Origin of the sequence: Nocardia sp. NPDC056100 (genome assembly GCF_042266325.1) — a bacterium.
In the GTDB taxonomy this organism is placed as follows: Bacteria; Actinomycetota; Actinomycetes; order Mycobacteriales; family Mycobacteriaceae; genus Nocardia.
Genome location: NZ_JBHJVY010000002.1, coordinates 1,666,867 through 1,686,453 on the forward strand (window position 1 = coordinate 1,666,867; position 19,587 = coordinate 1,686,453).

The following is a 19,587-nucleotide window of genomic DNA, read 5'->3' on the forward strand; positions in this document are numbered from 1 at the left end:
TCGCGATAGGGCAATTCCGTCCCGCACGTTTGGGCGCGGGCGTTCCGGGAACGGCGATGGTGTCACCGATCAGGAGGACGCCATGCCGAAGGAATGGACCGACAAGCAGGAACGGCAATACGAACACATCCGGGATTCGGCCGAGGATCGCGGTCAGAGTGAGAAACGCGCCGAGGAAATCGCTGCGCGCACGGTCAACAAGAACCGTGCCCGGGCCGGGCAGACGAAAACCGCCAGCCGAACCTCATTGGAGGGCAAATCACCGCAGCAGCGCGGTGGGCAGCGGTCGGGACGCAAGGGCCCCAAAGGTCTGACCCGTGACCAGCTCTACAACGAGGCTCGCCAGCGAAATATCAAGGGCCGCTCCGCCATGACGAAGGCCCAGCTCGCCACGGCGCTCGGTAAGTAGCGCACCCCACCTACCCGGCATCGCGATATTCGATAACCGCGCACCCGGTGGCTATCCCGCGATGTCCTGCAATTCTTCGAGGAGCCTGTGATGCATTTTGACGAATCCTACGGTGAGACACCGAGCACGCAGTTCACCGATGAGACCCCGAGCGCACACTCCGCGCTGCTGCGCCTCAACGCGGTCATGAAAGACCTGAATTGGCACGCGGACACGCTCCCGAACCCGCCCGTGGATCCCCCCGAGCCCATCCCGGCGGAGCCGCCCGTCGAGCCGGTGCCCGCACCACCGTCGCCCGTGCCCACACCGCCGTCACCGGCCCCGGTTCCGCCCGTGCCCGAACCGTCGCGCCCCTTCCCGGAACCGCCGGCCCCCGGCGAGCCCGCACCATTCCCGGAGCCCCCCTCGCCGGGCCAGCCCTCCCCCATGCCGAATCCGCAGGTTTTCCAATACGTCCGCTGAGGCGGTCGTCAGGACAATCAGTGATCTGGGGCCGCGGGCACGAGTCGATCGGCCCAGTCGCGCGGCAGCGCGGCACACGAGACCTCGGCTATCTCGCGTAGCCGAGGTGTGGGAGTTCCCAAGCGGCTCAACTGAATCAGGCCCTGCGCGACCATGACGATATGCGCGCTGAGCGCGGACAGGGTCGCTTCGTCGACCTCGCCTGCCGTTGCGATGGCGGGGCGAAGACGTTCGGCGACACCGTGTTCCATCGCTGTGGTCGTGCGGGTGCCGATGGCGGCGACCTCCGGAAAACGATCACCGAACAAGGCGATGGAATTGATCATCAGGCAGCCGCGGCGATCCGGGTGCGCGGCGCAATCATTCACCACAGCCTCCAGCAGCGCGCGTACCGCCGCGCGGGGCGTGCCGGGCGCGGTAACGATGACATCGCGAATGAACCGGGCGCGGCGAGCGCAGTAGCGTTCGAAGGCCGCCAGGAACAGCCCGCGTTTGCTGCCGTAGGCGGAGTAGATGCTGCCGTTGCCGACACCGGTCGCGAGTGAGACATCTTCCACAGACGTGGCATCGAAGCCCTTGGCCCAGAACAGCTCCGTCGCGGCGTCGAGCAGGTCCGATTCATTGAATTGCCGCGGCCGTGCCATGCCTCACCGTACCAATCGGTTCGTCCGGGCCGCGCTCGCGCCTTGTTCTGGAGGCATGACTCCAGAATAATGGTTGTCATGTCCTCCAATCACGCCGCTTCGCTACGCCGCAGGATCGGCATCCTGGTTTTCGACGGTGTCAAAATGCTCGACTTCGCCGGTCCTGCGGAGGTATTCGTCGAGGCCAACCAATCGGTCGACGGGTACGAGGTGGTGCTGGTCTCGCCCGACGGGTCCGATGTGCAGACTTCGATCGGGGCGCGAATCCAGGTCAGCGGCGCGGCGGCGGACTCCGGATCGTTCGACACGGTGGTGATTCCGGGCAGTGAACAGCATCCATCCAAATTCGTGACACCCGAAGTGCTGGCCGCGACCAGGTATCTGTCCTGGAATACCCGCCGACTGGCCTCGGTGTGCAGCGGCACTTTCGTACTCGCCGATCTCGGCATGCTCGATGGCCGCAATGCCACCACGCATTGGAAGTTCACCAGGGATCTCGCGGCTCGCTTTCCCAAGATCGCGGTGGATCCCGACGCGATCTTCGTGCGCGACGGAAACCTGTACAGCTCAGCGGGAGTGGTGGCCGGGGTCGATCTGGCGCTGGCGCTGGTGGAGGAGGATCACGGTGCCGACGTCGCGCGGCGCGTGGCGCAATCACTGGTGGTCTACATGCAGCGCGCGGGCGGGCAATCGCAATTCTCGGCATCACTGAGCGGGCCTGCCGCCCGAAGTCCGCTGGTGCGCAAGGTGATCGACCTGATCTGTGCGGATCCGGCGTATCCGCACACCGTGCAGACCCTGGCCGCGCACGGTCAGGTCAGCGTCCGCCATCTCACCCGCCTGTTCCGCACCGAGGTGGAGCGCTCCCCCGCCGAATACGTTGCCTATATCCGCTTCTGCCTGGCGCGGGACATGTTGCACGCCGGGCAGAGCGTGACCGAGGCCGCCATGGCGGCCGGATTCGGCACCAGCGAGGCATTGCGCCGGGCTTTCATTGCGCGCCTGGGTATTTCGCCACGCAAGTATCAGCAGCGGTTCCGCTCCACCGGATCGGCCGCCGGGCTGGATCCGGCTTTCGAACAGGCTGTGTCCTGATGCCGAACCCTGCCCACCTCCCACCGGGCGCGAACCCTGCAAGCCGGTGGTGGCACAGTGGACCCGACACCGTCCGAACCACGAGGAGCAGCCGATGAGCGGTCGTACCCCCAGCCATTGGGAGGAGCTCATCGCTGCCGATCCCGCGCATTCGACCTGGTACGTGGAGCGGTTCCGGACATTGGCGGCCGAGGGCACCGATATCGCCGGGGAAGCGCGCATGGTCGATGCCATGCTCGACCGAGGCAGCCGGGTCCTGGACGCAGGGTGCGGTCCAGGCCGCGTGGGCGGATATCTGCACGGCGCCGGGCACACCGTGGTCGGCGTCGATATCGACCCGGTGCTCATCGCCGCCGCCGAACAGGACTACCCCGGCCCGACCTGGCTGGTCGGCGACCTCGCCGAACTGGACCTGCCGGGACGCGACGTAGCCGCCGACTTCGATGTCATCGTGTGCGCGGGCAACGTGATGACCTTCCTCGCGCCGTCCACGCGGGGTGCGGTGCTCTCCGGATTCGCTGGACATCTCGCCCCGACCGGCCGGGTGGTCACCGGTTTCGGCGCCGATCGCGGCTACGACTTCCCCGAATTCCGCGCCGACGCCGAAAAGGCCGGTCTCACACTGGATTTGCAGCTCGGTACCTGGGATCTGCGTCCATTCACCGACGATTCGGACTTCCTGGTGGCGGTGTTCTCCCGCACCCCGTGACCGCATCCGCGCGAGAATGACCGCGCACCAATCGGTTACACCCAACCGCGACGCCGACTGACATAGCGCGGCTCGAGCACATAGCGGTACAGCCCGCGCACGGCGGCGGGCATGAAACCGAGCATTTTGGCCCTGGATTCGGCGGGCGCGTCGTCCAGCGCCCACGGCAGATATTCGGTGATGGCGCGGGTGCCGTTGCGCTTGCGCATCTCCTCACCGAACGCGGCCCATCCGCGGCCGCCGACGGTGCGGTCGATCAGCGGCAAGGCCACCTGTTCCTCATGCGTGAAATGGGTATCGAGCGCCGCGGCCAGTGCGTCCACATCGGCTCGCAAGCGCTGGGCGCCAACGGAATTGGCGACACCGTATTCCACCTTGGACAGCAGGTCCACGATGCCCTCGTGCTCGGCTTCCATCTCGTCCAGGATCGCCAGATCCGCCGGATCATCGGCCGCGGCGCGCACCAGTGGCCACAGCGCCGCATCCTCGGTGCTGTGATGCCGGTCGAGCTGGCGCAGGAAGGTCTCCCATCCGACGCGCACCGATCGCTGCCCGAGGCGGTCCTCGGCGACGGCGGCCGATAGGCGGATCAGATCGCGCATGCACGCGTCGTGAGCCAGATACATTCCGAAGAAATCGATGGTCGTTGTCGGCCTGTGGTCGTTCAGCATTCTCGTCAACCGTTCTCGTTCAACTCTTTTGGGTGTTCAGGGGCTCGGGCACGCGGTCACGGCATGACCGAACCACCGGCGATATCGAGCGTGATGCCGGTGATCCAGGACGATGCGGCCGAGACCAGGAATAACGTCGCGGCGGCGATATCGTCGGGTGTGCCGAGCCGTCCCAACGGGTAGCCGCGCCCCAATTGCTCTCGCTGTTCCTCGGACATGAAGCTCCGCATGCGATCGTTCTCGACCGCGGCGGGCGCCACGCAGTTGACTCGAACCCCCTGCGGCGCAAGCTCATTGGCCAGATGGCGAGTCATTCCCACCACTCCCGCCTTCGCCGCGGAGTAGGCGGCCGCGGCGCGACTGGCCTGCCGGCCCGCAGAGGAGGCCATCGTGACGATCGCGCCGCCGTGCGCGGTCAACTCCGGCAGGAAGGCCGAGATGGTCAGGAAGGTCGCGGTGAGATCGGAATCCACCACGTGCCGCCAATGGTCGGGCGTCTCCTCGACCGAGGGCACCGGCTGGCCGTAACCACCGGCGAAGGCGATCACGATGTCGACCTTGCCGAATCGAGCCAGGACCTGGGCATGTAGCCGGTCCAGGTCCGTTGCGGAGGTGCAATCGGCCACCGCCGCCAGCGCCCGGCCGCCCGTGTCGGTGATCGCGGCCGCGACGCCGTCCAGCGCGGCTTGATCGCGGCCCACCACCGCAACGTCAACTCCGTTGCGGGCCAACGCGATTGCGGTAGCAGCGCCGATGCCCCGCGAGCCGCCGGTCACCACGGCGGTCTTGCCCGCCAGATCCGGGTGGTTGCCCAGCACCACAACCCCTGAAGTAGTCACGCCACTGTCCTTTCGCCCTCATTTAATTAATTAGACGGTCTGTATGAATTAATCAGGTTCACCAGGTACTGTCAAGGCCATGAGCCCGCGTCAATACAATCTGGGGAAGCGCACCGCGCAGATCGAGCAGAGCCGCCGACAGGTTCTCGACGCCGCTCGGGAAGTGCTGGGCGGGGCCGATAACTACACCGGATTCACCCTGGACGCGATTGCCAAGCGCGCGGATGTGGCCCGCGCAACCGTCTACTACCAGTTCAAATCCAAGACCGGTCTGCTGGAAGCGGTCTGCGACGACCTCGCGGCCGAGGGGGGCCTGTCCGAACTGGTCAAAGCCTTCACCAATCCAGAACCGCCCGCGGCGCTCACCGAGTTCATCGCCTGCTTCGCACGCTTCTGGCAGGCCGATCGCCCCGCCATGCGCCGGCTACGCGCCCTGGCCGCGCTCGACGCCGATGTCCACGCGGTCATCAGCGCCCGCGACGAGCGCCGCCGCGAAGGTTTGACGGTGCTGGCCAAACGCTTCACCGACGAAACCGCGGGAGCCACCGACCATCAGGTTCGAATCCTGCTGGCCCTCACCAGCTTCGAAACATTCGACACCATGATCGGATCGGACGACGATCTGTTCGACGCGGTCCCGGTGATCGCCGATCTCGCCGCCACCGTGCTGGGAGCGAACGCGTAGCGGTCTCACGCGCGTCTTTCTCATTCGTCGGTGGGCGACCCATACAGTTCGGTTTCCGAGACGGCGCTCTCGGCGGCATCGGCACGTCCCATCCGCGCCGCGGACCCGAACATCGACCCCCGCGCAGGCACATTCGGCGCGAAGCGCAGGAACCCGATCGCCTCGGGCACATCGACGTACACCGCCTCCATACCCCCTGTCATGGAATAGGTTTCGTGCCAGAACCCGGTTCCCCCACTGTCGCGCAGGAAGTCTCGCCACCACACCCGATGCGGCTCCGATCGCGCGAACGCCAGCAGCGAATCCATATCCCGCCAATACTGGCGCATCCCGATATTCGCCGGAAACATCGAGTAGACAACGGTTTCGTGCAGTAGCAGCCCCTCGGGCTGATCCTGCACCGACGTCGCGATCTTGGGCCCGAAACCCAGCAACGTCCGCACCCCGTACAACCGATTGACCCGCATCCCCAGATAGATGACGATCAGATCGGGATAGCCGGACAAATCCACGGTCTGCCGATTCACTCGTGCTGCCATACAGCTCATTCAACGCCCGATACCTGGCTCGTGCGTGGTACTCAGTGAACGGTACGGCGCCGACCACGTGAAAATACGTGCTACGTCAACCGAATTCGCCACGACGGCGCAAGACGTACAGCGCGTGCACGCTCTCGCGCGGGTGTGGTGCGGACACGACGCGTCTCCCACCAGTAGGTGGCCGCCACGGTCAAATACGCCGAACCCACACCCATCACCGGCAGCAGGATCCCGAGCGTCACCATCATTACCATCGACATGAGCACTCCCTCCGGAGTCGATCTCCCGGCAGCTCTGCCGCTCTCATCTGTCGAACTCACGGTGACACACTTTCCATCCCCTCGCGAGTGTGGGATTCCCCACTGGGGGAGGGTCCTGAAGCACTGAAACGTGGAGTGCCACATGCGAATTTGCTATTACCCCGCCCGAAACAGAATCAGACCCACGACAACGGGAACGATCATCACCGCGACGGCGGAGGCTCGGATCAGGATGGTTGCCCAGGTGGGAAGGGTCCGCATGCGCGCTCGGGCGGCGCGCATGCGGACCAGGGCGACTTCCGACATGCGCCGGGCCCATTCGAATTCGGATCCGAGAATGATCAGGCCGAGCAGGGCCAGTGGACGGAAGACGATGGCGCCGAACACGAAGATCGGGAGACCGATGAGGACGATCCCGATCCGGAAGAGCACCAGCGTTACCCGGTTGCCACGGGCCCTGCGCCGCAGTCGCAGCAGGCGCTCGAGAATACTGCCCACGTACGTGCCGTCTCGACGCCGACTACTTCGACGCGGTGAGGTAGAAGGACTTCCTCAGCACCTCGGCGACCTCGTCGGGCAGCTGCGGAAGCTCACCGCCGTAGGCGATCGTGAGTTCGAGGGAGTCCGTACTGCGTACCGACCAGCCCCGGTTCGTCAACCACTGCCCCGGTTCGGTGCGCACCTCACGGTAGAAGAGTTCGGACATATCGAGTCCGCCGAATGGATTGTCGCCACCGGATTCGTCATAGAACGTGGACTCGGCACCGACCAACCGACTGCTATCGGCATCGACCGGGAACCCGTTCACCGCGAAATAGCTACCGGGAGCCGACAGTTCATCGATCCGGTGAAACAGCAGATCTTGCGTGGCGGCGGGCAGATACTCCACCAAACCCTCCGCCGCCCATGCCGTCGGCAATGCCGGGTCGAATCCGGCCGCCGTGAGCGCGATATGCCAATCGTCGCGCAGATCGACCCCGACAGACCTGCGATCGCACATGGGTTCCGCACGATGCGCGGCCAGCACGCGGTCCTTGAACTCGAGCACCTGCGGTTGATCGATCTCGAAAACCGTTGTGCCGCCGAGCCAGTCCAGGCGGTACGCCCGGGCATCCAACCCGGCCGCCAGAATCACCGCCTGCCGCACGCCGGATTTCGCGGCCTCGGTGAAGAAGTCGTCGAAGAACCTGGTCCGGGCACCCAGCAGTCCGGCGAACGGTGAGTTCCGCCCGGTATCCCGCGTGAGCATCCCGGTGAAGATCGGGTCATCCGATGCCTCCACGAACAGGCGCGCGTAATCGTCCCGGATCCCGGGATCCGGTCCCTCCGAAATCAGTGCTCGGAACGCCGCCATACCCAGGGCGGTCGCACCCACTCCGCTGGCAATGTCCCACGTATCTCCATCGGTTCGCATTGCTGTGACACCTCCATTGATCTGTTGACGGGATGGGTCGTTCGAATACTCGGATTCGATTTCGGAGGACCGGTCCGGCTGATGAACGCCTCAGCTCACTGCGCTCTAGCTGCTGCCGAACGAGCCGGTGGAATGATTCCCGCCCTGCGGGGATCCGCCGCCCGGGTGGCTCGGGCCTTGACCACCGGGACCGGGACCACCCTGCCCCGGGCCGCTCTGACCACCCGGTCCCGGACCGCCTCGGCCACCGGGTCCCGGACCTGCGACGTTGTCGAGCGTGATGCCTGATTGGTCGCTCGCCTGCACGACGGCCGGCGTCTCGGCCGATGCCTGACTCACCACGACGGCGAGCGGGAGGGCGACCACGGCCCCCGACACCGCCAGTCGCGCGATCAACCGGCGTGATCTGCGATTCATTCTCGTCTCGATCATGTTTGAACCTCCTTGTCCGCGATCACGTCCCGCGGCGACCGCCAAACCCGGCACGGCCACCAATTGCGAGTCATGTCAACGGTTTTCATTCGATTCCGACGCCGTGTTGCGCCGATGGACCCCATACAACCCGCACGAGCTATCAGCCACTCAGCACGATGCTGTGAATTTGCCATCAGCGGAATCCGGCGCGGATTGATACGATACGGTCTCGTACACAAACAGCCTCGATCGAGAGGAGAGCTTGTGAACACCGGTCGAAACAGCACGGCGATCACCGCACTGGTGGTGGACGACGAACCGATGCTGGCCGAAATGATGTCGACGGCCCTGCGCTACGAGGGCTGGCAGACCCTCACCGCCGCCGATGGCAGAAGCGCCATCCAACAGGCCGACCACGCACGACCCGATATCGTCCTGCTGGACATCATGCTTCCGGATATGACCGGCCTCGACGTACTCACCGAGTTGCGCAAGCGGAATCCACATCTGCCGGTGCTGCTGCTGACAGCCAAGGACTCGCTCGAGGATCGGATCGCCGGATTCACCGCGGGCGGAGACGATTACGTCACCAAACCGTTCAGCTTCGAGGAAGTGATCCTGCGGGTGCGCGCACTGCTGCGCCGATCCGGCATCGCGGCGGATCTACGAGGCGAACACCTCGTGGTGGGTGATCTGATTCTGGACGAGGACAGGCATGAGGTCTGGCGCGGCGGCGAGCCGATCACGTTGACCGCCACCGAATTCGAGCTCCTGCGCTTCCTGATGCAGAACGCCCAGCGGGTACTGAGCAAGGCCCAGATCCTGGACCGTGTCTGGCACTACGACTTCGGCGGACGCGCCTCGGTGGTGGAGCTCTACATCTCCTACCTGCGCAAGAAGGTCGACAGCGGACGCGAACCCATGATCCACACCATGCGGGGCGTCGGCTATGTCCTCAAACCGGCGCGCTGACACCCCGCCAGGCCGGGGACGACGGCCCCGGTCATTGCGATCGCGGCTGCTGGCCGGACAGGTGCTGGTGGTGTCCGCGGTATGCCTCGGGGTCGGGGCAGCCAACGGGTTCGCACTGCATCAATTCCTGATGGGCAGGCTCGACAGCCAACTCACCTACACCGCACAGCGCGCGGTCCAGATCGTCGGCGGTGATCCGGCGGACGCGGATGGCCATCCTGCCGATTCGGCGAAAATACCTGGGGCGACCGGGGTTTCGGGGCCCGGACCGGGTTTCATCGGCGCTCCCGGACAGCCGCTGGGCACCTTCGGCGCGATCGTCGAGGACGGGCAGGTCATCAGCGGCGGCATGGTGACCTCGAGCGATGCACGAATAGCGTTGCCCGCCACGGCCGATGCGGAAATGACCCGGCTGGCGGTGGACGGCGTGCACACCACCCAGACCATTCGAGGGCTCGGACGGTATCGCGTCATCGCCCGCGCCACCGCGCACGGGCAGACCGTCGTGATCGGCATGCCGGTCGCCGAGGCGCACGCCACGGTGCTGCGCGTGCTGACGGTGTTCGCGCTCTTCGCCGCGGTCGCGCTGGCCGCGGCCACGACCGCGGGAGTTCACCTCGTCCGCAGGGCACTGGCGCCGCTGGACCGGGTCGCGGCCATCGCCACCGGGGTCGCGGACCTGCGCCTGGATCGAGGCGAAGTCGCACTGCCCGTGCGGGTTCCGCCGGCCGATACCGATCCGCGCACCGAAATCGGCGCACTCGGCGCAGCGGTGAACCGAATGCTCAGCCATATCGCGGGCGCGTTGTCCGCCCGGCACGACTCCGAACTCCGTGCTCGCCGGTTCCTGGCCGACGCCAGTCACGAGTTGCGCACTCCGCTCACGGTAATCCGCGGCTATGCCGAACTCGCACAGCGCAATCGATCCGCCGTGCCGGCCGATGTCGCCCATGCGATGAGCCGCGTCGCCTCCGAAGCCGAGCGGATGTCACGACTGGTCGAGGACATGCTGCTGCTGGCGCGCCTGGACTCGGGACGACCGCTCGAGCGAGAGCGGGTCGATGTGTCCGCGATGACGGTGGAGGCGGTCAGCGACGCGCATGTCACCGGTCCCGAGCATTACTGGAATCTCGATCTGCCGGATGAGCCCGTCATCGTCACCGGAGACGCGATTCGACTGCACCAGGTGCTGGCGAATTTGCTCGCCAACGCCCGAACCCACACCGCCCCGGGAACTTCGGTCGCGGTGTCATTGACCACCGACCCGGTCGGCAACGCGATCTGGCGCGTCGCCGACAACGGTCCGGGCATTCCGGTGACGTTGCAGCCCGAGGTATTTCAACGCTTCAGCCGCGGCGACTCATCACGCTCGAGGCGCGCCGGTAGCACCGGATTGGGCCTCGGAATCGCCGAAGCGATAGTCAAGGCGCACGGCGGAATCATTGCCCTGCACAGCATTCCGGGCAGCACCGAATTCACGGTGACCCTGCCGCGCGAACTCGGCATCGGTGATCAGGAGCGCGGTGAATGACTTGAGCGGCGGGTCACCGACATCCGGGATCGACTACGCCTCGGCGAGCTGGACCAGGCCCTTGGGGTCCCAGGGCAGTGGGCCGGTGGGGAAGCTGAAGCGGAGCATGCGATGGGGGGCGGCGGCTTCGAAGTGGAGGGTGAAGGCGGGGAGGATGCCGTGAATCACCTTGTCCAGCAAGCCGTTGATGTGGGCGAAGCTGGGTTTGGCTTTCACCTGCCAGGCGTCGAATCTTCCCGCGGCGATATCGATGGTGGTGCGTTTTTCGACCTTGATCTCGACCGGCCAGTGGATCGAGTAGGCGAGCCAGAGGCTGATGGTTGCTTTGGCGCCCTTGGTGAAATCGAGTCCTCGGAAGGTTGTCGCACCGCCGAGCAGGGAGGTGAGGGGGCTCGGGAAGGGCTCGACCTTGCCGCCGAACTGGAGATGCGAGGTGCCGACGAAATTGCCCTCCTCGCGGCTGACCACGGTCTCCCCCAGCTTGCTTTCGGCGGAGTAGCTGACCGTCGACAACCGGCCGCCGGTGCGATCGAAGACCTGCGCGACCCGCATGCTGAAATCGTCCGGCATCTCCACGGTCAGATCCGTGCGGTAACCCGTCTCGCCCTGATGCTCGACCAGCGCGGTCACCTGATACTCGGCCGGATCATCACCCACCGTCACCACGTATCGGGACAGTTCACCATCGGCAATGCCCGGATCACGAAACATGTTGCGCACCTTGATATCCCCTTACAACGCCGGAAAACCGGAAACCCTTCGACCGAGCCATCAGTATCGATGAGCGCCGGTGTCTGAGTCACTGTACCGAACGGAGAAATCCCGGGCTCGGCATTGTCTTCGGCGACAGACGCGCTGTGCCCGCGCCGTCGGTCCGTTGCGACTCAGCGGAAATCGCGCGATTCGGTGTGCAGCGGGATACGGCGCAGGGTCGTATCCATCGAGGTTCCGTCGAAATCGCCGGTGAGATGCAGCCGTGCGTCGGACTGCTGCGTGTAGCGCAGCGTCGATTCGCCAACGTGCAGCACCGCTTCCGCGACGGTCAGATCCTGCGCGGTCAGCTCACCGTTCTCGCGGATGAGGACCAGGCGGCGCGAGGCAGGGCGGTCATCGATCGCCACCCGTACCCAGCGGAGGCCGTCGCCACGAAACTCGTCCACCGCCCAGACGCCATCGAGGGACGAGAGGCGTTCGGTGTAGTTGTGATAGGTCCGAATGCCATTGGCCCCCATGAACACAATGACGAGCACCGCGGCCACTGTGTGAGCGATGTTGCCCGCCAGCCGAATTCGCCGATCGCCCCGGGGCCGCGGTAGCGCCGCAGAGTCCCGGTTCCGGAACAGCACATCGATCAGCCGTGACCACCACGGCATCGACACCACCAACGCCATGCCCAGCATGATCAGTGGCGGGGCGAGCACGGGTACGTGATAGGCGATATTGAACGTACTCACCTGGATCAGCGCAACCATGCACACCAGCGCCCCGAGCAATACGGTGCGGCGGAAGATCAACAGCAGCCCGCCGATCACCTCCACCGTGCCCGCGATCACCGTATAGGGCGTCGATGTCGCCATGAACTTCCACAGCATCCCCGAGGGCGAGGATTCACCCAGTGACACCAGCATTTCCCCGGGCAGCGTGAAGACAATGAACTGCGTCGGAATGACTTTCACCATCCCGAAGCCAATCATGGCCAGCGACAGCCCAACTCGGATCACCGAGTGCGCCACCTCGGCAGCCGACACCAGCCCCGTTCGATTCACAGCCGCCAATGTAGTGCCCGGATGTGGAGATCCGGTGTGAGTGTTGTCTGAGGCGGCGAACGAAAAGGCCTACTGCCCCAATCGCACCCGAGACCACCACCGCGGCAACCGCACCGGGCGGCGATCCGTGGCGACTTCCGCTGATTTCGGCCGCTTCAACGATCCGGCCATATTCGCTCCGCACGCTGACGGCAATGCCGCAAACACCACGGCAACCTCCGCAAGTCAGGATTCGATGACACCGAGCACCGGGTCGGGACTCACTGGGAAGTGTTCCCATTTCGGTCACGCGCTAAGCACGTGAAACCGGCCCGGACACGCCGATGTCAGGTAACTGCGAGATGTCCGGCCGGAAAACCTCTGGAGAGAAGTTCATGACCGGATTCCCGGCGCGCACCGACGGCGAGATACTCATCGCGGGCCGCTATTGGCAGTGGCTCCGGCTGCGCCGGGAAGTCCTTCGCACCCGGCAGCGCCATGTGGTCGGCGTCGCTGAGTGAATCCCCCGGCTCAGCGACGTCGATCCGTTTCGCCTCGGTCGCCGGATCGATGCAGATGAGCGTGGATTCGGCCCAGGAGATAGCCCGTCTCGACCGGAATCGGCACGCATTCGGACACTCCCGCCGCGGCGGCATGCGCCAGGCTTGTGGAGTCATTTCGGTCGCTCAGCATGAGGATCGGCGCGGTGGTCCGGCGTCGCAGTTGGCGGCACAGGCGAGTGCCCGGCATATCCGGCAACAACGGATCCACCAGCACCAAATCGGGCGACCACAACATCGTGGCGCCCAGGGCGCGCTGACCGCTCATCGCCTGCACCGAGTGGTAGCCCGCCGTGGCCAGTATGAGTACCGCGACCTCGGCCGCGGCCGGATTGCATTCGACGACAAGAACTTTTGCGGGCGTACCCGCATGTTCACCGAGTGCCAGTCGAGGCCGATTGGTCCTCGATACGGGTGCCGGACAGTGTTCCATGGCCGATCCTCCATGTGACGGATCCCCGACCCGCTACGACCTCGAAGCTATAACCCGCGCCCAGAAAACAACAGGCAAACGGGAGTGATCGCTGACCGTTTGCGGGATTCTTCGCCTGCGCGTCACCCGCGGTTCCCCTGCCCGCCATCAGGTATTCCCGCGACCACGGAGGTGACTACGCATGCCTGCGGGATGACGCGCGTTCTCGTAGTCCGGCCGGCGTGGGAGGCCACGTGGACTACGCGTGGCACGGGATTCGGTAGGCAGCGCGTGTGCGAGACCTTCAAGAGGTACCTGGACGGGTATCGACGGAAGGACAAATCCCATGAGTTACGTGACCACCGAGGACGGGACCCGGATCTTCTACAAGGACTGGGGGCCCGCGGATGGGATACCGGTGCTGCTGAGCCACGGCTGGCCGCTGAATTCGGATGGCTGGGAGGGCCAGGCGCTGTACCTGGCCGAGCACGGCTGCCGCGTCATCGCCCACGATCGGCGCGGGCACGGGCGCTCTACGCAGACCTGGACCGGCAATGAGATGGACACCTACGCCGACGATCTCGCGACGCTGCTGAATGTGCTCGACCTGACCGGGGTGACCCTGGTCGGGCATTCCACCGGCGGTGGCGAGATCACCCGCTACGTGGGCCGGCACGGTTCGGCGCGAGTGGCGAAGCTGGTGCTCGTCTCGGCTGTGCCGCCGTTCATGCTGCGCACCGACGACAATCCCGAGGGCCTGCCGATCGAGGTATTCGACGCCATTCGCACCGGTGAGCGCGAGTCCCGGTCGCAGTTGTATCGCGATCTGGCCGATGGGCCGTTCTTCGGGCACAACCGCACCGGCGATGTCCCACAGGGTGTGCGCGACGCCTTCTGGCTGCAGGGTCTGGCCTCGGGCCACCGCAATGCCTACGAATGCATTGCCGCGTTCTCGGCCACGGACTTCCGCGACGATCTCGCCGCGATCGATGTGCCCGCGTTGATCATTCACGGCGACGAGGACCAGATCGTGCCCTTCGAGGTCGGCGGGCAGCGCTCGGCGAAGCTCATTCCCGGGGCCGAGCTGAAGGTGTATGCCGGTGCGGCGCACGGGCTTCCCGATACCGCCAAGCAACGCCTGTCCCAGGATCTGCTCGACTTCATCCGCTCCTGAACGCCGGAACGAGGACACCATCATGAATCAGCCTGCACACCAGGGCAATCCGCCCATCGTTCTCATCCACGGCCTCTGGATGACCCCGTCGAGCTGGGACACCTGGGCCGGTCGCTACCGCGAACGCGGACATCAGGTCATCGTGCCCGGCTGGCCCGGGATCGACGATCGGTCTCCAGCTGAGGTCCGCGCGGACCCGAGCCCGCTCAAAGGCGTCGGCATCAACCAAATCGTGGACCACTACACCGATCTCATCGAAGCGCTGCCGGAACAACCCATCATCATGGGGCATTCGTTCGGCGGCATCTTCGCTCAAATGCTGCTCGATCGCGGTCTCGGCATCGCCGGTGTCGGCGTCGCACCGGGACAGCCCGCGGGGGTGCTCGCCCTGCCGTTCTCGACGCTGCGCACCGGACTGCCGGTGCTGTCGAATCCGTTCGGGCGCAATGGCGCCAGCCCGATCTCCAAGGGCCACTTCCATTACACGTTCGGAAACGACCTCAGCCGAGCCGATTCCGACCGCGAATGGGAGGCAAGCGCGGTGAACTCCTCGAACCGGGTGTTCTTCGAGGGCGTGCTGTCACTGCCCAAACAGAAGAGCGGAATCACCGCGGTCGACTTCACCAAGCCCGACCGGGCACCGCTGCTGCTGATCTCCGGTGAAATCGACCATGTGGCACCGCCCGCCATTCAGCGAGCCACACTCGGCAAGTACGCGCGCGGCACGGCACTGGTCGAGCAGATCGAATTCCCCGGCCGCACACACCGATTGGTCAGCCAGAACGGCTGGGAGGAAATCGCGGACTACGCGCTCGACTGGGCACTGAAACACGCCGGGCGATGACTCCCGTCACCATCACCCATATCGGCGGCCCGACCGTGCTGATCGAACTCGATGGCTGGACCATCCTGACCGATCCGACGTTCGACGATCCGGGGCGGCGCTACGACTTCGGGCTCGGCACCAGCTCGGTGAAGACGGCCGGACCGGCGCTGCGCCCGCGCGACCTGCCGCCGGTGGATGTCGTTCTGCTCTCGCACGATCACCATGCGGACAATCTCGACGACGCCGGGCGTGAACTGCTGCGGTCGGCTCCGACCATCGTCACCACCAACAGCGGCAGCCGCCGTCTCGGACTGAAAACCGCACGGGGCCTTGCCCCATGGGAGCAGACCGTGCTGCGCAAGCCGGGCAGCGAACCACTGCGGGTGACCGCCACCCCCAGCCGTCACGGTCCGCCGCTCAGTCGCCTACTGGTCGGCGACACGCTCGGATTCGCGATCGGCCGTACGACCGAAACCGTTGCCGCGGTATGGATGTCGGGCGACTCGGTCTACTTCCGAGGACTCGAGCAGGTCGCGCGCCGGCTCGAGGTGGATATCGCCCTACTGCATCTCGGAGCCGTCCGATTCGGACTCACCGGGCCGGTGAAATACACCATGGACGCTCGGCAGGCCGCGAAGTTCATCGAGCGGCTCCGGCCACGGGTGGCGCTGCCGGTGCACTACGAAGGCTGGAGTCATTTCAGCGAAGACGGCGAGCACGCGCGAGCTCGGTTCCTGCGGGAGTCCGAGGCGGTGCGGGATCGCGTGCGATGGCTCCCGCGCGGTGAGCCCGTCGCTTTTCCGCAACACACCAATCCACTTACGCACTGATTCTCGAACGAAAGGGTGATCGATATGTCGTCACCGACAACCCCTGGCCGTATCTCCGGCAAGCGGCGCGGCGGCCCGCTGCTGACCCTGGCCGCGGCCGCGGTACTGGCCTTGAGCCCGATCCTGCCCGCCGCCGCGAACGCGAGCCCCGGCGATCCGACCATCGTGCTGGTGCACGGCGCGTTCGCCGACGCCACCAGCTGGGACGGCGTCGCGGCCGAATTGCGCGGACGCGGCTATCGCGTTGTCACCGTGGACAATCCGCTGCGCGGACCGCACAGTGACGCACAGGCCGTACAGCAGGTGCTGGACGGCATCCAGGGCCCGGTCGTGCTCGTCGGACATTCGTACGGCGGCGCGGTCATCACCAATACACACAACGCGAAGGTGAAGGCCAACGTCTACATCGCCGCCTTCGCACCCGCCGAAGGCGAATTCGTGCAGGGACTGCTCAGTCCGATCCAGTTCCCGGGCAGCCGAATCCTGCCTCCCGCACTGGAAGTGCGCCCCGTAGGTGCGGGCCTGGACGGCTATATCGCCGAGCCCTACTTCCACGACATCTTCGCTCAGGATGTCAGCGCCGCCACCGCCGCGACGATGTTCGATCACCAGCATTCGGCGGCGCTGTGGGCCAATCTCGAACCCAGTGGCGCGCCCTCCTGGGCGACCACCCCCAGCTGGTACCTGATTTCTCAGCAGGACAACGTGATTCCGCCCGCCTCCCAGCGGTTCATGGCCTCGCGGGCCGCACCGTCACACACCGCCGAGATCACCGCCTCGCACGCCTCGCTCGTCTCGCAGCCGGTGATCGTGGCCGACACCATCCAGGCGGCGGTCGACGGCACCCGCTGAACCGGTACGCGATCACATACCGAGGGGCCGTCCGGACCTGCCGCGGCGGCCCCTCCCCTTGCGGGACACAAGCATTCAGGAGGAACCATGGACGCAGTCATCATCGACGCGGTCCGCACACCGATCGGCAAGGGCAAAGCGAGCGGAGCGCTGGCCGGGGTGCACCCGGTCGATCTGCACGCGCACGCCCTGCGCAGCCTGCTCGACCGCACCGGCGTCGATCCGGCGCTGATCGGCGATGTCATCGGCGGCGTGGTCGGCCAGATCGGCGAGCAGAGCATCAATACCACCCGCTGGGCGGCGCTGGCGGCGGGACTGCCCGAGACCGTGCCCGCGGTAACCGTCGATCGCCAATGCGGAAGTGGCCAACAGGCAATTCATTTCGCGGCCCAGGGCGTGCGAGCCGGTGACTACGATCTGGTGATCGCCTCGGGCGCGGAGTCCATGAGCACCGTCCCGATCGGCAGTCAGACCCTGGGCCGCGACGCGCTCGGCCCGCGCGTGGGCCGCCGCTACCCGGAAGGGCTGGTCCCCCAGGGCATCAGCGCCGAACTCATCGCCGCGCGCTGGGGTCTGCCCCGCGGTCAGCTCGACGCCTTCGCCGCCGAAAGTCATCGGCGCGCGGCGACGGCCTGGAAGGAGGGCCGTTTCGACGCCGAACTCACACCCACCGCGTTCACCCGGGCCGACGGCAGCGGCACCGAGTTGACCATCGATGAGACCATCCGTCCCGCAACCACCGTCGAGGTCCTGGCGGGATTGAAACCCGCCTTCTACAGCGACGCCTACGCCGCCCGGTTCCCGCAGATCGGCTGGCAGGTGACCGCGGGCAATTCCTCACCGATCAACGACGGCGCGGCCGCGGCGCTGATCACCAGCGCCGATACCGCCGCCCGCCTGGGACTGCGACCCCGTGCCCGCATTCGCGCGCTCGCGGTCGTCGGCGATGACCCGCTCTACATGCTGACCGGAATCATTCCCGCCACCGCGCGCGTACTCGAGCGTGCCGGGCTGACGCTGGACGATATCGACGCCTTCGAGGTCAACGAGGCGTTCACCAGCGTCGTGCTGGCCTGGCAGGCCGAGACCGGAGCCGATCCCGCGAAGGTCAATATCAATGGCGGCGCCACCGCCCTTGGTCACCCGCTCGGCGCGAGCGGAGCCCGGATCACCGCCACACTGCTGTCGGTGCTCGATCAGATCGACGGGCGCTTCGGATTGCAAACCATTTGCGAGGCAGGCGGATTGGCCAATGCCATGATCATCGAGCGGCTCGGCTGACCACGCGGCGGCGCGAATCGGACCGGGTCATCGGCGGACCCGGTTCTCCGCACCGCCTGAAATGTCTGATTTATTCTGGGTATGCCCCTCTCGACCCGATACCCGGCCGGCGGTCAGACTATGCCGACCATGACCGCACGACACCACCTGCCGGTCCGCCCGTGACCGTAGTTTTCGACACCCGCGCGTTCCCTGCCGATGAGCGCGCCGAGGCCATCCGCGATGCGATGCAGACCGCCTCGGTGCCCTCGCACGTCGTGCACGAGGACCCCGGCGGCCCGGTGCACGGCATCTTCGAGATGTGGGAATTCGGTCCCGCCAGCATCTTCCGCGCGCAGATGTCCGGAATCCGGCTGCGCCGCACGCCGCGCCAGGTGCGCGCGTTCGAAGCGCCGATGCTCGCGATCGCCGTACAGCAGACCGGTCTCGGCCACTACGAACAGCTCGATGACCAGCGCACGGTGCCGGTGGGCGAACTGCATGTGATGGATCTGAACGCCCCCTACGATTTCCGATGGAGCGGTTCGGGGGCCTCGACCTGCCTGTACGTCCCATTGGATCGGCTCGAACTGCCCGCACCACAGATTCGCGCGGCCGCGCGGCAGGTCCGGGATAGTGCGCTGTACCGGCTCGTGGCCGATCACATCGTCGCCATGACGAGCGGTGCGGACGCGCTCTGCCTCGGTCCCGCCGCGACCGCGACCGGATCGGCCAGCGTGGAACTGGTTCGCGGACTGCTGATCTCGGCGAGCCGCCCCGACTGCGACGCCGCCATCGCTCCCGGCGAGGTACTGCTGAGCAGAATTCGCGCCTATGTGGACCGGCATCTCGGGGATCCTGATCTCGACGCCGCGCGCATCGCGCATGCGCACAATATCTCCGTGCGCTACCTGTACAAGGTCTGTGCCGCAGCTGATTACAGCCTGGCCCAGTGGATCATCGGCGAACGGCTGGCACGGATCCGAGCGGAGCTGGCGCGGCCCGAAGCGCAGCACCGGTCGATCGCCGCCATCGCGGCGCAGTGGGGCTTTCGCAACCAATCCCACTTCACCCGCCGGTTCCGGCACGCGTACGGCATCGCGCCGCGTGAGTGGCGGCGCATCGCGAGCGAATCGAGGCCCATTCTCGATACCCCGGCCGCCACGGAATAGCCCGCCGTCGACCAACTGTGCACGCGCAGTCGAAAACCCGTGCACACCGGGAGCACTCACCGGTCGATCCGAGTTCTACGCTGCGCGCTCCGGGTTGATCCACAGGGAGGGG

Annotated in this window: 25 protein-coding genes; 14 read left to right on the plus strand and 11 right to left on the minus strand. The window is 66.1% G+C overall.

What is annotated here, in order from left to right; all coding sequences use genetic code 11:
- The first annotated feature begins 82 nt into the window (after positions 1–82).
- Both ACFC0O_RS20015 and ACFC0O_RS20020 read left to right on the plus strand, forming a co-directional pair.
- Positions 83–409, plus strand: a complete 327-nt coding sequence (locus tag ACFC0O_RS20015) for a plasmid stabilization protein (RefSeq protein WP_375959867.1) — start codon at positions 83–85, stop codon at positions 407–409.
- 90 nt (positions 410–499) lie between these two features.
- Positions 500–871, plus strand: a complete 372-nt coding sequence (locus ACFC0O_RS20020; RefSeq protein ID WP_375959869.1) for a hypothetical protein — start codon at positions 500–502, stop codon at positions 869–871.
- Positions 872–888: 17 nt separating this feature from the next.
- On the opposite strand, the gene ACFC0O_RS20025 is transcribed toward ACFC0O_RS20020, so the two are convergent.
- Positions 889–1,515 carry a TetR/AcrR family transcriptional regulator gene (locus ACFC0O_RS20025; RefSeq protein ID WP_375959871.1) on the minus strand — a complete coding sequence of 209 codons (627 nt, stop codon included), beginning with the start codon at positions 1,513–1,515 and terminating at the stop codon, positions 889–891.
- Between the two features lie 78 nt (positions 1,516–1,593).
- Here ACFC0O_RS20025 and ACFC0O_RS20030 point away from each other — a divergent pair, with 78 nt between their 5' ends.
- Together ACFC0O_RS20030 and ACFC0O_RS20035 are read left to right on the plus strand one after the other, a co-directional pair.
- A complete protein-coding gene (locus ACFC0O_RS20030; protein WP_375959873.1) occupies positions 1,594–2,610 on the plus strand; it encodes a GlxA family transcriptional regulator in 1,017 nt (338 codons plus the stop codon).
- A gap of 94 nt (positions 2,611–2,704) precedes the next feature.
- Positions 2,705–3,319, plus strand: coding sequence for a class I SAM-dependent methyltransferase (locus tag ACFC0O_RS20035; RefSeq protein ID WP_375959875.1), 615 nt, complete (start codon positions 2,705–2,707; stop codon positions 3,317–3,319).
- A gap of 35 nt (positions 3,320–3,354) precedes the next feature.
- On the opposite strand, the gene ACFC0O_RS20040 is transcribed toward ACFC0O_RS20035, so the two are convergent.
- Positions 3,355–3,990: a hemerythrin domain-containing protein gene (locus ACFC0O_RS20040; RefSeq protein WP_375959877.1), complete on the minus strand. Its 636-nt coding sequence runs from the start codon at positions 3,988–3,990 to the stop codon at positions 3,355–3,357.
- Positions 3,991–4,046: 56 nt separating this feature from the next.
- Positions 4,047–4,829, minus strand: a complete 783-nt coding sequence (locus ACFC0O_RS20045) for an SDR family NAD(P)-dependent oxidoreductase (protein ID WP_375959879.1) — start codon at positions 4,827–4,829, stop codon at positions 4,047–4,049.
- A gap of 79 nt (positions 4,830–4,908) precedes the next feature.
- Between ACFC0O_RS20045 and ACFC0O_RS20050 the strand changes: the two genes are divergently transcribed.
- A complete protein-coding gene (locus ACFC0O_RS20050; RefSeq protein WP_364648409.1) occupies positions 4,909–5,514 on the plus strand; it encodes a TetR/AcrR family transcriptional regulator in 606 nt (201 codons plus the stop codon).
- Positions 5,515–5,534: 20 nt separating this feature from the next.
- On the opposite strand, the gene ACFC0O_RS20055 is transcribed toward ACFC0O_RS20050, so the two are convergent.
- The 5 genes from ACFC0O_RS20055 to ACFC0O_RS20075 form a co-directional block, all read right to left on the minus strand.
- On the minus strand, positions 5,535–6,053 hold the full coding sequence (locus ACFC0O_RS20055) for a monooxygenase family protein (protein WP_375959881.1): 519 nt from the start codon (positions 6,051–6,053) through the stop codon (positions 5,535–5,537).
- An 80-nt stretch (positions 6,054–6,133) separates the two neighbouring features.
- On the minus strand, positions 6,134–6,313 hold the full coding sequence (locus ACFC0O_RS20060) for a hypothetical protein (RefSeq protein ID WP_375959883.1): 180 nt from the start codon (positions 6,311–6,313) through the stop codon (positions 6,134–6,136).
- A 156-nt stretch (positions 6,314–6,469) separates the two neighbouring features.
- Positions 6,470–6,811, minus strand: a complete 342-nt coding sequence (locus ACFC0O_RS20065) for a hypothetical protein (RefSeq protein WP_375959885.1) — start codon at positions 6,809–6,811, stop codon at positions 6,470–6,472.
- Positions 6,812–6,833: 22 nt separating this feature from the next.
- Complete coding sequence (locus tag ACFC0O_RS20070) at positions 6,834–7,727, minus strand: class I SAM-dependent methyltransferase (RefSeq protein ID WP_375959886.1); 894 nt, start codon at positions 7,725–7,727, stop codon at positions 6,834–6,836.
- 105 nt (positions 7,728–7,832) lie between these two features.
- Complete coding sequence (locus ACFC0O_RS20075) at positions 7,833–8,159, minus strand: hypothetical protein (RefSeq protein WP_375959888.1); 327 nt, start codon at positions 8,157–8,159, stop codon at positions 7,833–7,835.
- Positions 8,160–8,405: 246 nt separating this feature from the next.
- Between ACFC0O_RS20075 and ACFC0O_RS20080 the strand changes: the two genes are divergently transcribed.
- Both ACFC0O_RS20080 and ACFC0O_RS20085 read left to right on the plus strand, forming a co-directional pair.
- Complete coding sequence (locus ACFC0O_RS20080; RefSeq protein ID WP_375959890.1) at positions 8,406–9,113, plus strand: response regulator transcription factor; 708 nt, start codon at positions 8,406–8,408, stop codon at positions 9,111–9,113.
- The gene (locus tag ACFC0O_RS20085) at positions 9,091–10,644 is read left to right on the plus strand and encodes a sensor histidine kinase (RefSeq protein WP_375959892.1); all 1,554 of its coding nucleotides are present in this window, start codon (positions 9,091–9,093) and stop codon (positions 10,642–10,644) included. Before ACFC0O_RS20080 ends, ACFC0O_RS20085 begins: the two co-directional genes overlap by 23 nt.
- Before the next feature lie 33 nt (positions 10,645–10,677).
- Here the strand turns inward: ACFC0O_RS20085 and ACFC0O_RS20090 are convergent, their stop codons facing one another.
- Both ACFC0O_RS20090 and ACFC0O_RS20095 read right to left on the minus strand, forming a co-directional pair.
- Positions 10,678–11,355 (minus strand): hypothetical protein, encoded by a 678-nt coding sequence (locus tag ACFC0O_RS20090; RefSeq protein WP_375959894.1) that lies wholly within the window; start codon positions 11,353–11,355, stop codon positions 10,678–10,680.
- A 173-nt stretch (positions 11,356–11,528) separates the two neighbouring features.
- Positions 11,529–12,410 carry a hypothetical protein gene (locus ACFC0O_RS20095; RefSeq protein ID WP_375959896.1) on the minus strand — a complete coding sequence of 294 codons (882 nt, stop codon included), beginning with the start codon at positions 12,408–12,410 and terminating at the stop codon, positions 11,529–11,531.
- Between the two features lie 374 nt (positions 12,411–12,784).
- Here ACFC0O_RS20095 and ACFC0O_RS20100 point away from each other — a divergent pair, with 374 nt between their 5' ends.
- Positions 12,785–12,910 (plus strand): hypothetical protein, encoded by a 126-nt coding sequence (locus tag ACFC0O_RS20100; RefSeq protein WP_375959898.1) that lies wholly within the window; start codon positions 12,785–12,787, stop codon positions 12,908–12,910.
- 10 nt (positions 12,911–12,920) lie between these two features.
- Here the strand turns inward: ACFC0O_RS20100 and ACFC0O_RS20105 are convergent, their stop codons facing one another.
- On the minus strand, positions 12,921–13,382 hold the full coding sequence (locus ACFC0O_RS20105) for a PleD family two-component system response regulator (RefSeq protein ID WP_375959900.1): 462 nt from the start codon (positions 13,380–13,382) through the stop codon (positions 12,921–12,923).
- A 325-nt stretch (positions 13,383–13,707) separates the two neighbouring features.
- On the opposite strand from ACFC0O_RS20105, the gene ACFC0O_RS20110 reads away from it, so the two are divergent.
- From ACFC0O_RS20110 to ACFC0O_RS20135, 6 genes are all read left to right on the plus strand, one after another.
- A complete protein-coding gene (locus ACFC0O_RS20110) occupies positions 13,708–14,535 on the plus strand; it encodes an alpha/beta fold hydrolase (protein ID WP_375959902.1) in 828 nt (275 codons plus the stop codon).
- 22 nt (positions 14,536–14,557) lie between these two features.
- A complete protein-coding gene (locus ACFC0O_RS20115; RefSeq protein ID WP_375959904.1) occupies positions 14,558–15,379 on the plus strand; it encodes an alpha/beta hydrolase in 822 nt (273 codons plus the stop codon).
- A complete protein-coding gene (locus ACFC0O_RS20120) occupies positions 15,376–16,191 on the plus strand; it encodes an MBL fold metallo-hydrolase (RefSeq protein WP_375959906.1) in 816 nt (271 codons plus the stop codon). The genes ACFC0O_RS20115 and ACFC0O_RS20120 overlap by 4 nt, the downstream gene beginning before the upstream one ends.
- Positions 16,192–16,215: 24 nt before the next feature.
- The gene (locus ACFC0O_RS20125; protein ID WP_375959908.1) at positions 16,216–17,043 is read left to right on the plus strand and encodes an alpha/beta fold hydrolase; all 828 of its coding nucleotides are present in this window, start codon (positions 16,216–16,218) and stop codon (positions 17,041–17,043) included.
- An 87-nt stretch (positions 17,044–17,130) separates the two neighbouring features.
- Positions 17,131–18,324 carry a thiolase family protein gene (locus tag ACFC0O_RS20130; protein ID WP_375959910.1) on the plus strand — a complete coding sequence of 398 codons (1,194 nt, stop codon included), beginning with the start codon at positions 17,131–17,133 and terminating at the stop codon, positions 18,322–18,324.
- Between the two features lie 161 nt (positions 18,325–18,485).
- On the plus strand, positions 18,486–19,475 hold the full coding sequence (locus ACFC0O_RS20135) for a helix-turn-helix domain-containing protein (RefSeq protein ID WP_375959912.1): 990 nt from the start codon (positions 18,486–18,488) through the stop codon (positions 19,473–19,475).
- The last annotated feature ends 112 nt before the right edge of the window (positions 19,476–19,587 follow it).